The sequence below is a fragment of the Neglectibacter caecimuris genome, assembly GCF_034335015.1.
Classification (GTDB): domain Bacteria; phylum Bacillota; class Clostridia; order Oscillospirales; family Acutalibacteraceae; genus Acutalibacter; species Acutalibacter caecimuris_A.
Genome location: NZ_JAWXXK010000006.1, coordinates 199,663 through 211,741, shown reverse-complemented (window position 1 = coordinate 211,741; position 12,079 = coordinate 199,663). Strand labels below are relative to the sequence as shown.

Annotated in this window: 10 protein-coding genes; 1 reads left to right on the top strand and 9 read right to left on the bottom strand. The window is 49.8% G+C overall.

Annotation, left to right across the window (positions count from 1 at the left end; all coding sequences use genetic code 11):
- Positions 1 to 6: 6 nt before the first annotated feature.
- The 4 genes from U8T64_RS10445 to U8T64_RS10430 all read right to left on the bottom strand — a co-directional run bounded on the left by U8T64_RS10445 (position 7) and on the right by U8T64_RS10430 (position 3,835).
- Positions 7 to 819, bottom strand: a complete 813-nt coding sequence (locus U8T64_RS10445; protein WP_437126002.1) for a phosphate ABC transporter substrate-binding protein — start codon at positions 817 to 819, stop codon at positions 7 to 9.
- A gap of 154 nt (positions 820 to 973) precedes the next feature.
- Positions 974 to 1,348 (bottom strand): TnpV protein, encoded by a 375-nt coding sequence (locus U8T64_RS10440; protein WP_322183351.1) that lies wholly within the window; start codon positions 1,346 to 1,348, stop codon positions 974 to 976.
- Between the two features lie 512 nt (positions 1,349 to 1,860).
- Positions 1,861 to 2,586: a hypothetical protein gene (locus U8T64_RS10435; RefSeq protein WP_322183350.1), complete on the bottom strand. Its 726-nt coding sequence runs from the start codon at positions 2,584 to 2,586 to the stop codon at positions 1,861 to 1,863.
- A 109-nt stretch (positions 2,587 to 2,695) separates the two neighbouring features.
- Positions 2,696 to 3,835, bottom strand: coding sequence for an ROK family transcriptional regulator (locus U8T64_RS10430; RefSeq protein WP_322183349.1), 1,140 nt, complete (start codon positions 3,833 to 3,835; stop codon positions 2,696 to 2,698).
- A gap of 259 nt (positions 3,836 to 4,094) precedes the next feature.
- Here U8T64_RS10430 and U8T64_RS10425 point away from each other — a divergent pair, with 259 nt between their 5' ends.
- A complete protein-coding gene (locus tag U8T64_RS10425) occupies positions 4,095 to 4,841 on the top strand; it encodes a 6-phosphogluconolactonase (protein ID WP_322183348.1) in 747 nt (248 codons plus the stop codon).
- An 854-nt stretch (positions 4,842 to 5,695) separates the two neighbouring features.
- Here the strand turns inward: U8T64_RS10425 and U8T64_RS10420 are convergent.
- From U8T64_RS10420 to U8T64_RS10400, 5 genes are all read right to left on the bottom strand, one after another.
- A complete protein-coding gene (locus tag U8T64_RS10420; protein ID WP_322183347.1) occupies positions 5,696 to 7,102 on the bottom strand; it encodes a trimethylamine methyltransferase family protein in 1,407 nt (468 codons plus the stop codon).
- A gap of 31 nt (positions 7,103 to 7,133) precedes the next feature.
- Positions 7,134 to 8,291 carry a uroporphyrinogen decarboxylase family protein gene (locus U8T64_RS10415; RefSeq protein ID WP_322183346.1) on the bottom strand — a complete coding sequence of 386 codons (1,158 nt, stop codon included), beginning with the start codon at positions 8,289 to 8,291 and terminating at the stop codon, positions 7,134 to 7,136.
- Between the two features lie 24 nt (positions 8,292 to 8,315).
- On the bottom strand, positions 8,316 to 9,197 hold the full coding sequence (locus tag U8T64_RS10410) for a carbohydrate ABC transporter permease (protein ID WP_322183345.1): 882 nt from the start codon (positions 9,195 to 9,197) through the stop codon (positions 8,316 to 8,318).
- A gap of 14 nt (positions 9,198 to 9,211) precedes the next feature.
- Positions 9,212 to 10,117, bottom strand: a complete 906-nt coding sequence (locus U8T64_RS10405; RefSeq protein WP_322183344.1) for an ABC transporter permease — start codon at positions 10,115 to 10,117, stop codon at positions 9,212 to 9,214.
- 161 nt (positions 10,118 to 10,278) lie between these two features.
- Positions 10,279 to 12,072 (bottom strand): extracellular solute-binding protein, encoded by a 1,794-nt coding sequence (locus U8T64_RS10400; RefSeq protein WP_322183343.1) that lies wholly within the window; start codon positions 12,070 to 12,072, stop codon positions 10,279 to 10,281.
- Between the last annotated feature and the right edge of the window lie 7 nt (positions 12,073 to 12,079).

Sequence of the window (12,079 nt, the reverse complement as noted above, 5' to 3'; positions counted from 1 at the left end):
GATTTATCACTTCACAGGCACTGCGCCTGCATTTTTGATGACCTCCGCCGCCTCTTCGGAAGTGATGTAGTCGAAGAACTTCTGCGCCGAAGGACTGAGGGTTTCGTCTTTTTTTGTCACCAGTACAAAATTGCGCTGCACAGGATAACTGCCGTCCTTGATGGTTTCGTCGCTGGGCGCAACGCCGCCCACGGTGAGCGCTTTCACACTGTCCTTAAGCGACGCGAGCGAGGCATAGCCAACCGCCGCCGGATTGCCTGCCACGGTGGTGATGACGTCTCCGGTAGAGGTCAGCTCCTGACGGTATTTGCAGCTGTCCTTTGTGCCGGTGATGGATTCAAAGCCGTCGCGGGTGCCGCTGCCGGCCTCTCTGCCGATGAGGACGATCTCGGCGTCAGCTCCGCCCACATCGCTCCAGTTTGTGATCTCGCCGGTGAAAATCCTGCCGATGGTTTCCACATCCAGGTCGGCGACAGGATTTTCCGGATTGACGATGATGGCGATACCGTCGTAGGCCAGTACAGTGCCCTCAAGCCCCTGTGCGATCTCCTCATCCTTCAGGTCACGGCTGGAAAGACCGATGTCGCAGCGCCCCTCCGCCACCGCCGTAATTCCTGAGCCGGAGCCGGTGGGGTTGTATGTGACAGAGATGGACTTGTTTTCGCTTTCAAAGGTTTCCTTCAGCGCCCCAATCACCTTTTCCATAGAGGTGGAGCCATCCGTGGATACCGTGCCGCCGGTACTTCCGCAGCCTGTCAGCACAGAAAGAGCAAGTACCCCCATAAGACCGAGAGCCAGAATTTTCTTTCCAAACTTCATTTTGCATTTCTCCTTCTCGTTTCATGATTTTCATTTCGGACTACGCCCAAATCATACCGCCCGAATGTCAAATCGGTTATCGGAGAAATGTAAAATCCTTGTAAAGGCGCTAAAGATCCAGGAAGGGCTGTACCGCTTGGCACAGCCCTTCCTCTTACGCATAGATGATTTCGTTATAGATAGCTTCCTCCGTAGCGTTGCGGATATTGTTCATTCTTCCTGCCCACGCCATCATGTCGGCAGCTTTCAGCGCTTCTGTCACGCCCTGCTTTTCCGCCATCTGCTTCGCCAGCTGCTCGAACATTTCCTGTGCCTGTCCCTCTACATCGGCAAGGTGGGAGTGGAGGTTCCCACTGGTAAAAAGGCTGTAGTACAACACACGACGGTGTTCCTTGAGGTACTTCCGCCGCCGTTCTCCCCATACACCGATATGCCGTTCTTCCTGCGACGGTAAGGCAAGATTGGGCAAGCAGTAATCACCTTGCCGAGTGTATGTGCCGCCCATCTGATCAAATAATGATTTTTCCATCTTGATGACCTCTTATGTTGGAATGTAATCCGATTCTACTATGATTCGTTCCATGTTGCGAATGTACAAATTGAAAATGTGTGTCGCTGCCAATAACTTGTTTTGAGCAAATCCGTTATGAACACTCGGACCAAAAATCGGAAAGTCTCTTCAGGAACTTGCCGATTTTTACTTCTTCCCTATTCGATTTTCACTTTTCATTGAAAGACCGGAACAATTTTTGGAGAGTTAGAGTGAATTGTGAACAGATCCGTGGAAATATCTGTTTACAGTAAGTCGCAAGAAACAGGGAATTCACCTGTGGGATCGGTTTTCTATATCTCCCGTTGTGGAGTAGAATTTTGCTTCCGTCTTTCTCGCTTTTGAGACTACAGCGAATACTCGCCCACCCCGTGACCGGAAAAGCCGGCAATAAAACATGTTGCCGGCTTTTCCATTTTTCTTAAAGATTGGATCATTTGACAATTTCCTTCTCATTGCCCTCCTGAAGCAAAATACGGCATTGAATCGGTCTATTGCTGGCTAAAGGGCTCTGCCGCGTCTACGATAAAATCTTCCAAAACATATTCGATTTTATAAGGCTTCAGAAAACAGTCCAGCGCTTCCATCACTGTTGCTCTGTCTTTCATCGCGGCTTCCGGCAGTGCGTTATACCCTAAAACACTCTCGCTCATCACGCCGTGTTTATGAAGGAATATCGTCTGTGTTTTGCCCTCATGAAAGAGATGAAGAACATACCGATTCCCGGGCATTACGAGCTGTCCGTCATATACGCGTCTGATAACGCTGATATCTGGCGGCGCCGCTTTTATTTCTTTTGATAATTTTTTCTTCTGTTTACGCGATGTTAAATACAGGTTTTTACAGGAAGTAACAACACAAACAACCAAATCGTTTCGCACTTCCCAGCTTGAAACAGAAGGATAAAGAAAAGAAAACGGCTCCATACTCAAGCCAATCGCTGAAAATGCGTTTAACACGACCGGCTGCTGATATTCTCCAAATTTTATTTTATGCTGTCCGCTGAATACAAGATAGATCTCTTCTATACAGATAGGCGCAAAGGATCTATTTTCCAGCACCAAATGGAAAGAATCTCCACGGTCAGAGTTATTTACTGAAAATGAAAGAAGCTTCAGCTTCTTTGAAATGAAAGTAATATAAAATGTATAAGCTGTTATCAGCAAAATACAGATATCCGCTGAAAAAGTAGCCCATTCTCTCATTGTCTGAAGCAATACACTCACCCTTTCCTCAGTTTTGAAGCATTGCCGCACATTTGATATTTCATTTCCCCTTTCCGCAAAAAGAGACGCAAGCCCGCAGCTAAGCTTGCGTCTCTTTCCCTCATCTCTCTTCTTCCTCTGCCAAAAGCTGAGGAATGATCCTTTCTTTTGCCATGGCGGCGGCACCCAGCACGCCGGGATCCACGCAGGTGCTTTTCCGCAGACGAACCCCACTGATGGAGATCTTTTCCACTTTCTCCCGGATCGAATCAAAAAGCTGATCGCCCAGCAGATCGAACAGCTCTCCACCCAGGGAGATGTGATCGCAATCGTAACACATCATCATATTGTTGATACACAGCGCGCCGCAGATCGCCACATACTCGGTGGCGGTTTCCCGGTTCTCCTCTAAAATAGAGCCATCGGGCCGCAGACCGAATTTTTCCTGGATCGCGCCCAGATTGATTTTGCTTTCCAGCCATCCGGCGCCGCCTGAGACGGCTACATAATCGTCTAAAAACGTCATATAACCCACCTCGCCGCACATGTAGTGCTTTCCTCTGCGCAGTTTCCCGTTTAAGATCACGCCGCTGCCGATGCCGGTGCCGAAGGAAAGATACAAAAGATCGTTTTCCGCGGTAAGCTCCAGATCCAGAAATTCACCCAGCACATCCATATTCAGGTCGTTATCCACAGAAACCGACTTGTGGTAATAAGCTTCTATTTTCCGAAGAATGGGGCCGATCTCCATTTCGCCGGAGATCCCGATCAAAGGCGCTGTTAAAATCTTTTCCCGTTCCACATCATAGATGCCAGGCAGCCCCAGACCGATCCCCAGCACGTCGGAAAGATAGACCTCATTTTCTACCAGAAGCTCATTGATCACCTGAAACAGGGTTTCTTCCATGGTACGCTTAAAATCAGCATGGACACGAATTTTTTTCAGCGCCACCAGCTCGTTTTTCAGGTTGCTGATCCCTACCCGAAGAAAATCGCCCTCATGGATCGCTCCGATAAAATAATAGCGATTCTTGTTCAAGCGGAGCATTTGGGGCTTTCTCCCCAGCGCAGCCTCCCCTTTTCCCAATTCAGTTACCAGCTCTTTTTCCGCCAAAAACTGTATGATCTTCATCACCGTGGGCGGACTGATCCCTGTAATGTGAGAAAGCTCCGCTTTGGAGGTTTCCTCCATTTTACAAAGCAGCTCGTAAACATTTCTTCGGTTCATATCCTTCAAATGAGAAGAGACATAGGGCTTCATCGTATTCCCCCCAGCATTTTTTAATTCTGTTAAAAGTATATAGGGACAACAGGGCTCTGTCAAGTAGATCCTTTCAGATCCACAAATATTTTAACTGCAACCTCAGAAGAGGGTGCTTGGCAAAGCTGTAATTTTGATTCATACTGTTCAGTTAATGAGAAAAAGTATGCTTTTCTTAAAATAATCGTATTTTTCTCTTGACTTACCCTGCTGAAAGCTTTATTATTTAATCAGATTAATAAACTAGGAGGTTACCTTTATGGAATTTAAGGTTTTTGAAAATGAGAGCATACTCTCTGCCGCTGCCGCGGACGCCGTGTGCGAGCTTTTGCAGGAAAAACCGGACGCTCTGCTGTGCATTGCGGCGGGCCATTCTTCCCTGGGCCTATTCCGCGAGCTGATCAGACGTTTTCAGGAAAAGAAGGTGGATTTTTCCCGTGCGGGCTTTGCAGCCATGGACGAATGGGCGAACATGAATGAAACCACGCCGGGAAGCTGCGGCGACTTTCTGGTAAAAAACTTTTTGTCTCAAGTAAATTTCCCCGAAGAACGGATTCGTCTTGTAAATGGAAAAGCACCGGATTTGCAGGCGGAATGCACAGGGATCAAGAAAAACGTGGAAGCTGTCGGCGGCTTTGACCTGATCGTGCTGGGGATCGGCATGAACGGCCACCTGGCTTTGAACGAGCCGGGGGTGGATTTTTCTCTTTCCGTTCACACCACCGCTCTGGACAGCGTAACACAACAAGTAGGGACAAAGTATTTTGAGTCCGCGCCTGAGCTCACCGGCGGCATAACGATCGGTATTGCCGATATTGCTGCCGCAAAGCGGGCAATTTTGCTGGTAAACGGCGAGAGAAAAAAACAGATCGTTAAAAAAGTTTTGGCAAGTCCCGTTACAAACCGCCTTCCCGCAACCGCGCTGAAGGATATGCCTCACGCTGCCTTTTGGTGTGACACGGAAGCCGCTTCGCTGGTGATCGATACTGAAAAGAGACGCAAGTGACAGGGAGAAAAGGCTGAATGAAGCTGAATTTTTATATCCAACATTGATTTCGTTGTGTGAAAGCACCATAGAATTACTGGCTATGATTCCTTCAGTTACAGCAAAACCGTAACCGCCCACCTTGCTTTCTTGATGAAAAATCTCGTCCTTTGTTCCTTTGTTCAGGAACGAAGGGCGAGATTCTTTATGGAGACGCAAAGCTCCTTTCTCTCAGAAACGACAGCAAGGAAGCTGTTAGTTTGTTAAATTGAAATTTAGCGGCGAGACGCCGCAGCCACTCGTGAAGCTGCTTGGTGCAAACGGACAGTTTCCGGCCCGACCGCAAGCAGGTAAATTGGAATTTGCAGCGTGCCGCTGCACCAACTCGTGAAGCAGCTTGGTGCGGGAAACCGGTTTCTGACCCGACCATAGGCAGAACGATAAATTGGAATTTAGCAGGTAAGTTGCTAGTCGTGAGTAGTTAGTTGTTAGAAAGGGGAAAAGGCCCCTCCTTGTCATTACTGAACAAAAAGCAAAGCAAGCTTTGCTTTCTTTGTGAAGAATCTCGTCCTTTGTCCTTTTGCCCTGGAAGTAAGGACGAGATTCTTCGTCACTGCGTTCCTCGGAATGACAAAAGAAGAGGGCTTGCTCTTCTCTAACGACTAACAACTAGTCCGCTAAACTATAATTTATCTGCCCTTAGCTTCCCTTTATTTACAGAGGGGAAACAGACTGCTTCACAGTCTGCGCGGTAGTACACGTCCAGTAACAACCGAGTTGATAAACGAGAACGGATTGAAACGGTCTCCACCGGAGTTCTCTGGTGATCTTCCTCTCGCGCTCTTCCCCCTTCTGATATTTAATCGTTAGAAGCTTTAGCGAGAGGCCTTGCTTTCCGCTTCGCGGAAAGCTTCCTGAACGATGCGATCCAGCTCTTCGCATTTGCCGGCCTCCAGCACAGGCTCCATTTCCCGATAGCCCGCGGTGACCTCTTCCACAAATTCGTGGGCTCTGTCATAAATACTCTTGGAGCCCTTGGCCGTCCAGTTGACCCAATCGTCACGGTTAAAGAGGTTGGAGATCCAGTAGCTTTCCCGCAGATATTCCACCGTATGTTCTTCTCCCAGGAAGTTGCCGCCGATCCCCACTTCCTCGATCATATCGTAACCGATATGATCTTCCGTAACATCGAAGCCCCTGACGATATAATTATAGTAATCGATCCATTCATTATCGATGACCAGCTGCTCGTAGCTGAAGCCCTGGTCGGCTCCCACAATGCCCTGGCAGCCAATGCTGTGCATGCCGCCCATGCTGTTGAAGGCAGCGGTGAGACCCTTTTCCAGCCCCCCCTGGAAATCAGGCACCAGCGCGTCGGTCAGGCCGGTATTGGTGCCGCCCTGGATTCCATAGAATTTCCCAAGCTGAGAAACCGCTACGCCGAACAGCGCCTGGTTGGGAGAGCCGAAGGAGCACAGCATGGTGCGGGGGTCAATGGAATGACAGGAAGCAGAGAATCCGGGATATTCTCCGGTCATCATGTGCACCAGGAAGCAGCTTCCCAGCACCTCGGCTGTTTCGATCACCAGGGTACCAGAGATCGTGACCGGAGCGGTAGCGGAGCTCATAGCCATAGGGGCAATTCCCAGGCCGCCGCCGTTTTTCGCAAAGGCCAGCGCCATTTCCACCGTATCCTGCTTAAAGGTCAGGGGGCTGATGGTTTCAAACAGGTAGCTATCCCGCAAGCCCAGCACCTTGTTGATTTCGCTGACATACTTGGCGCCAAAGGGCGTGAGGATATAGGTGCCGCCCGGCTTGGTGGAATATTTCTGAATATCCGCGATACTCACCACATCGGCAATTTCATAGGGAACATCCGAAGGCACCACGGCCGCGTTGCAGGCGGGAATGTTTTTCAGCTTTTCCACCAGCTTGATATTCTTGAAGTTGTCGTCCCGCAGGCCATAGCGGCGGGTTCCGCTCACATAGTCCACCAGAGAGACCTGCGTGGAGATCCAGCCCCTCAACTCCTGAGCGTTTTCGCTGGGCTTCATGGTGCTTTCAGCCCGCATGCCGTCGATAAACTGCTCCATCACGGCAGTGGGGAATTTGACCTGTTTTGTCTCCAGATCAATTTTACAGCCTAGGTCGGCGCACATTTGCAGCACCTCATCGTTGGGAACGCGCATTCCCACCCGATCCAGAGTTTTCAAGGCCGCGTTATGGATCAGCATCAATTCGTCCTGAGACAGGACCTCAATGGAAGTTTTGATTCTTTTCACGAGAACTCTCCTTTTCCAGTAACAGTTTATCCTATTCGTATCTGCCATGCTTTAAGCAAGCGTCATACAAAGCTTGAATATTTTCCATGGGCGTATAGGGCGGAATATCGTTGCCGTCCCGAAAAATGAACCGCCGGGATACCGGCTTTACCGCTTCCAAGATCCGCTTGGATTCCGCTTCGATCTCCTCCGGCGTGCCCTGATGGATCAGCTGTGCCTGGGGACCGCCCTGAATGGCTACCTCTTCCCCCAGTTCTTCACAGAGAGCCCGATGATCTACCGGGAAGCCGGTATCGAAGTTATAGATATTCAGTTCATCACGTATGGTCTTAAAGTGCCGGGTGGCGTCCCCGCAAAGGTGTACGCCGCCCCGCTCTTCCATGGTGGAAAGAGCGCGAGCCATCTTTTTGTGATAGGGCAGCACATATTCCCGATACATGTCTGTTGACAGCAGCATGATACTGTCGTCCGCAAACCCAAAAGATTTGGAAACTTCCGGCAGGCCCATATATTTTCTCCAGGCCTTCATTCTCACGATGATACTTTCCGTGAGATATTCCATCAGCTGATGGTAATACTCCGGCTCCTCATACATATCGATACAGACCTTATCGGCCCCCCGCAGCTCGCAGGCCATGGTAAAGGGACCGTCGGTGCCCGTGAACCATGCGCCCAGGCTGGTGATCTTCTGGCCCAGGATCTCCGCCGTTTTCATGCGCTCCCGAAACCTGTCGTAATATTCCCTGGCCTTCGCCATAAAGCCGCCGAAGGGATCAGGGATTCCCTTTTCAAACAGCAGATTTTTCTTGTCATCGTTCAGCAGCGGCACGGCATAGGGAACCTCTCCATCGGGAAAACGCACCTCGCAGCCATACCAGGCCGCTTCATAATAATTTTGAAAATCCACATTGACGTTCCAGCCCTCTTCCGGAATTCCCAGCTCGTGATCTCCGGGAATGTGGAACCTGGCGTATTCGCTGAAGGCGCACTGCATGTCGAACATCAGATCCGGATCCTTCGTATACTCATAAAATGAAACATTTTTGGGGTTGGTAACAGGGTTCAGCACATAAAACCGATCTGATATGCCGGTGATCATGGGCACACGGGTATGCGTACCTTTCCGGTAAGCATCCCACAGCTCTTTGACCTCCCGATTATGCTCCCTGAAATCAGGCGTATTTTTCATAAGCTCTCCTTTGGCTGCCGGACCTTATCCCTTTACGCTTCCCAGGGTCATGCCCGCCACAAAATATTTTTGCAGGAAGGGGTACACCAGCAGGATCGGAACTGTGGCAATGACGATCTGAGCCGCTTTCAGTGTACGGTCTGAAATGAATCGCAGCAGATTTGCCATCGCCTTAGTCATCATTTTTGAGTTCGGCGAAACCATAATGGACTGCAAATAAGTCTGCATGGGGTAGTTTTTGGCGTCGCTCATGTAGATCATGCCGTCAAACCAGGAATTCCAATGGGTGACCAGAGAGAAAACCACCAAGGTCGCTATGGCGGGCAGGGATACGGGCAAATAGATCTGGAACAGGATGCGAAAATAGCCCGCACCGTCCATAAAGGCGCTTTCCTCCAACTCCTTGGGAACCGCCTTGAAGAAATTCATCATCAACACCACGTTAAATACCGGCACAGCCCCCGGAAGCACCAACGCCCAAATGGTATTGAGCAGGCCTGTGTACTTCACCACCATAAAGGTAGGGATCATGCCGCCGGAAAACAGCATGGTGATCATAAAGAACCATACGAAAAAGTTCTTCGCGCAAAATTCCTGACGTGTCTTTGCCAGGGGAAAGGCGGCAAAAATCACCATCAGCATATTGACGGATACTCCCAGCACCACACGCACCAGAGAAATACGGAACGCTGTCCAGAACTCCGATTTCTTCAGCACATATTCATAAGACTTCAGTGTGAATTCCACCGGGGCCAGAGTAACTCTACCGGAATTGACCGCAACGCTGGAGCTGAAGGACATGGAAATGATATGAATAATGGGAACAAGACAGATAAGGCCATACACAATGAAAAAGATGGCGTTGATTACCCGAAACACTTTTCTTCCGGCCGTATTGGAGACCATTGCTTTTCCTCCTTTCAAAACACGTTGTAGTCAAATTTCTTTTTCGCGATCAGATAAGATGTGGACACCAGCACCAGGCTTACAATAGATCGCAAGAATCCAACAGCTGCCGCCAAGGAATATTGGGCGTCCTTCAGGCCCGCCCGATACACCCAGGTATCGATAACGTCTCCTGTACTGTACACGCTTGGCGAATAAAGCATGAGGATCTGATCCTGTCCGGCATTTAAAATATAACCCAAATTCAAGATGAGCATAAGGACGATATAGGTCATGATACCGGGAACCGTGATCTTCATCACCTGCTTAAATCTTCCCGCGCCGTCGATGGCGGCGGCCTCATACAGGGTAGGATCGATATTTGTGATGGCCGCCAGATAGACAATGGCGTTAAAACCGGTCATCTGCCACAGATCCGTCAGGATCAGTACCCAGGGAAAAATTGCCGCTTCCCCCAGAAAATTAACGCTGGACACGCCGAAAGTTCCCATGACCTGATTGACCAAGCCGTCTCTGGAAAGCAGTTCCCGGAAAATTCCGCCCAGAATCACCCAGGAAAGGAAGTAAGGAGCGTAAATGATCGTTTGTACGCTTCTTTTGAACACCTTGCTTTGCAGTTCGTTTAGCAAAATGGCTACTAAAATTGCGGCTATCATGCCTAAACCGATCTTCATAGTAGCGATAAACAGGGTATTCCATACGATCGTCCCAATATCGGGCAACTGAAAAATGCGATCAAAATTAGCAAACCCAACCCATTCCGACCCGAAAAAGCCTTTGGCCGGCTGGAATTTCTGAAATACCATCACAAGGCCCGCCATAGGCCCATAGGCATAGATCAATACCAGAATCGCGGGCAGCGCCATCATCATGAACAGGGGGATCTGACGCTTGAGGTATGCCGATCTGGATTTCTTCATAACCGTGCTCCTCCCTTATCTGCTTCATCTTCCCGCCTGTCACATGTCACAGCTTCCATCTTTTAAACGGGAAAATTTCTCGTGCGTTTTCCTTTTTTCCTAAAAAGCTTTACAGAGCCAGAGCAAAGACAGCGCTCCGGCTCTGCAAGCTTTTTTGTTCCTTAGTTCATTTGGCTCTGAACGCTTACGCCGCCCTTATTCTGGAACCACTCGTTCACTTCCTCAGTGGCAGTGTTTCCGTAGATTTCGTCCCAGCTCTTCAGGAAGCTGTCGAAAGCGGTAATATCAGCTTTTCCAGTAATGATCTGAACCGCCATTTCATCGTACATTTTCTTTACGGTAGGCCCGTTTTCAATCATGAAGGGGGTTTCCTCAGAGGTGAACTCGTTGAATACAATCAACTTGTTATCCAGATAGTTCTCAATCACCTCAAAGGAGGTGCCTTCCGTTAAATACGCGCGATATGCGGGGAAGCCAGCCTTATCGCCCTCGTTCTCCCAGGCCATAGCCTGGTCATAGAACTGCTTGTAGGCCTCGCACAGGTCATCTGTGTTTCCAGTCTTCTGTGCTTCCTTGATCGCCACATGACCTTCGTAGTTAAAGGAGGGGTTGAAGATCGGCAGCGGATACATCAGGAAGGGCTGGTTGTTGTCAGTGGGATCGGTATTAAAGGTATTGAACTCCATGGTCTCAGGATTGTTGTTCAGATCATGGTAAAGGTTCGTCATCTTGACCAGAGCCTCCGGGTGCTCACAGCCTTTGGTGGCAACCAAAATGTTCTGTGTCTGCGCAACATCGCGAGCAACCTTTCCTTCGCCGTAAGGCCCGCTCACAACAGGAACAGCGATCCAGTCCGCTTCGGGGTCAACGTCCAAATGAAGATTCAACGGCCAGTAAGAAGCCCATACATCACCAACAAAGATGCCGCACTTACCGTTGAAGATGTCCTGGTTCTGCATGTCAAAGTCCATCGTGGCAAAATCCTGGGCAATATATCCCTTCTGATAATACTCGGCAGCCTTTTCCAAAGCAGCGCGGGTTCTTTCCCGGGCCTCTTCCCCGAACAGGCCGGATTCGATCTCGCCCTTGCTGTTCTCATACCATGCATTGGGATAGGCATTGAACATATTGAAGAAGGCGTTGCCCAGTGTCCACTGCCAGGCGTTTTGTGAACTGGCGTTCATGGCAATGGCATAAGTATCGTCCACGCCGTTTCCATCGGGGTCTTGCGTCTTGAAGGCCTCCATGATAGCCTCCAGGTCTTCCAGCGTTTCGGGAGCTTTCAGGTTCAGCTTATCCAACCAGTCTTTGCGGATCCAGAACATATCGGCGCCGTCCTGATAACTGAAGCCGTTGGTAATACCATAGTACTTGCCGTCCTTGGTTGCCGCGTCCAACAGATAGGAATAATCACCGGTCAAATACTTTCTGGTGTACTCGCTGGCATACTCGAGAAGCGGTACGGTAATGTCTTCCAGAAGGCCGCCCGCATACATTTTTTCAAAGGTAGTTCTGTCTACAGACAGAAAATCGGGAAGGTCGCCGGATACCAGCATGGTGTTCATCTTCTCAGCAGCCTGAGAACCGGGGCAGGTCCACTTGAATTCATAGTTGATGCCCAACCGCTCGGACCAGGTACGTGTGTAAACATTGTCTTCCCAGGAATCCCCCTCGGGGAACCAGAAGCCGCCGTCATTGGAAGTATGGATCGTGGTCACACTAATGGGAGGATCATACTTTCCGAAAGGGTCTTTTGTAGGAGAGGGAACCTCCTCCAGGGTCATGGGGCCGCTGTAGGGCTCGTCGTCTCCGGCTCCCGTTTGGGAAGATGCGGACGAAGATTCGCCGCCCTTGCTGCTCGGATTGGCGTCAGTGCTCGATGTTCCGTTTCCGCCGCAGGCTGTCAGCCCAAGGATCATCATAACGGCGAGAAGAAGTGCCACTATCTTTTTCATGTTTTTC

Bases quoted from the DNA above. Each gene is read 5' to 3' on its own strand.
- U8T64_RS10445 (WP_437126002.1), bottom strand. From the start codon at position 819: ATGAAGTTTGGAAAGAAAATTCTGGCTCTCGGTCTTATGGGGGTACTT.
- U8T64_RS10440 (WP_322183351.1), bottom strand. From the start codon at position 1,348: ATGGAAAAATCATTATTTGATCAGATGGGCGGCACATACACTCGGCAA.
- U8T64_RS10430 (WP_322183349.1), bottom strand. From the start codon at position 3,835: ATGAAGCCCTATGTCTCTTCTCATTTGAAGGATATGAACCGAAGAAAT.
- U8T64_RS10425 (WP_322183348.1), top strand. From the start codon at position 4,095: ATGGAATTTAAGGTTTTTGAAAATGAGAGCATACTCTCTGCCGCTGCC.
- U8T64_RS10415 (WP_322183346.1), bottom strand. From the start codon at position 8,291: ATGAAAAATACGCCTGATTTCAGGGAGCATAATCGGGAGGTCAAAGAG.
- U8T64_RS10410 (WP_322183345.1), bottom strand. From the start codon at position 9,197: ATGGTCTCCAATACGGCCGGAAGAAAAGTGTTTCGGGTAATCAACGCC.
- U8T64_RS10405 (WP_322183344.1), bottom strand. From the start codon at position 10,117: ATGAAGAAATCCAGATCGGCATACCTCAAGCGTCAGATCCCCCTGTTC.
- U8T64_RS10400 (WP_322183343.1), bottom strand. From the start codon at position 12,072: ATGAAAAAGATAGTGGCACTTCTTCTCGCCGTTATGATGATCCTTGGG.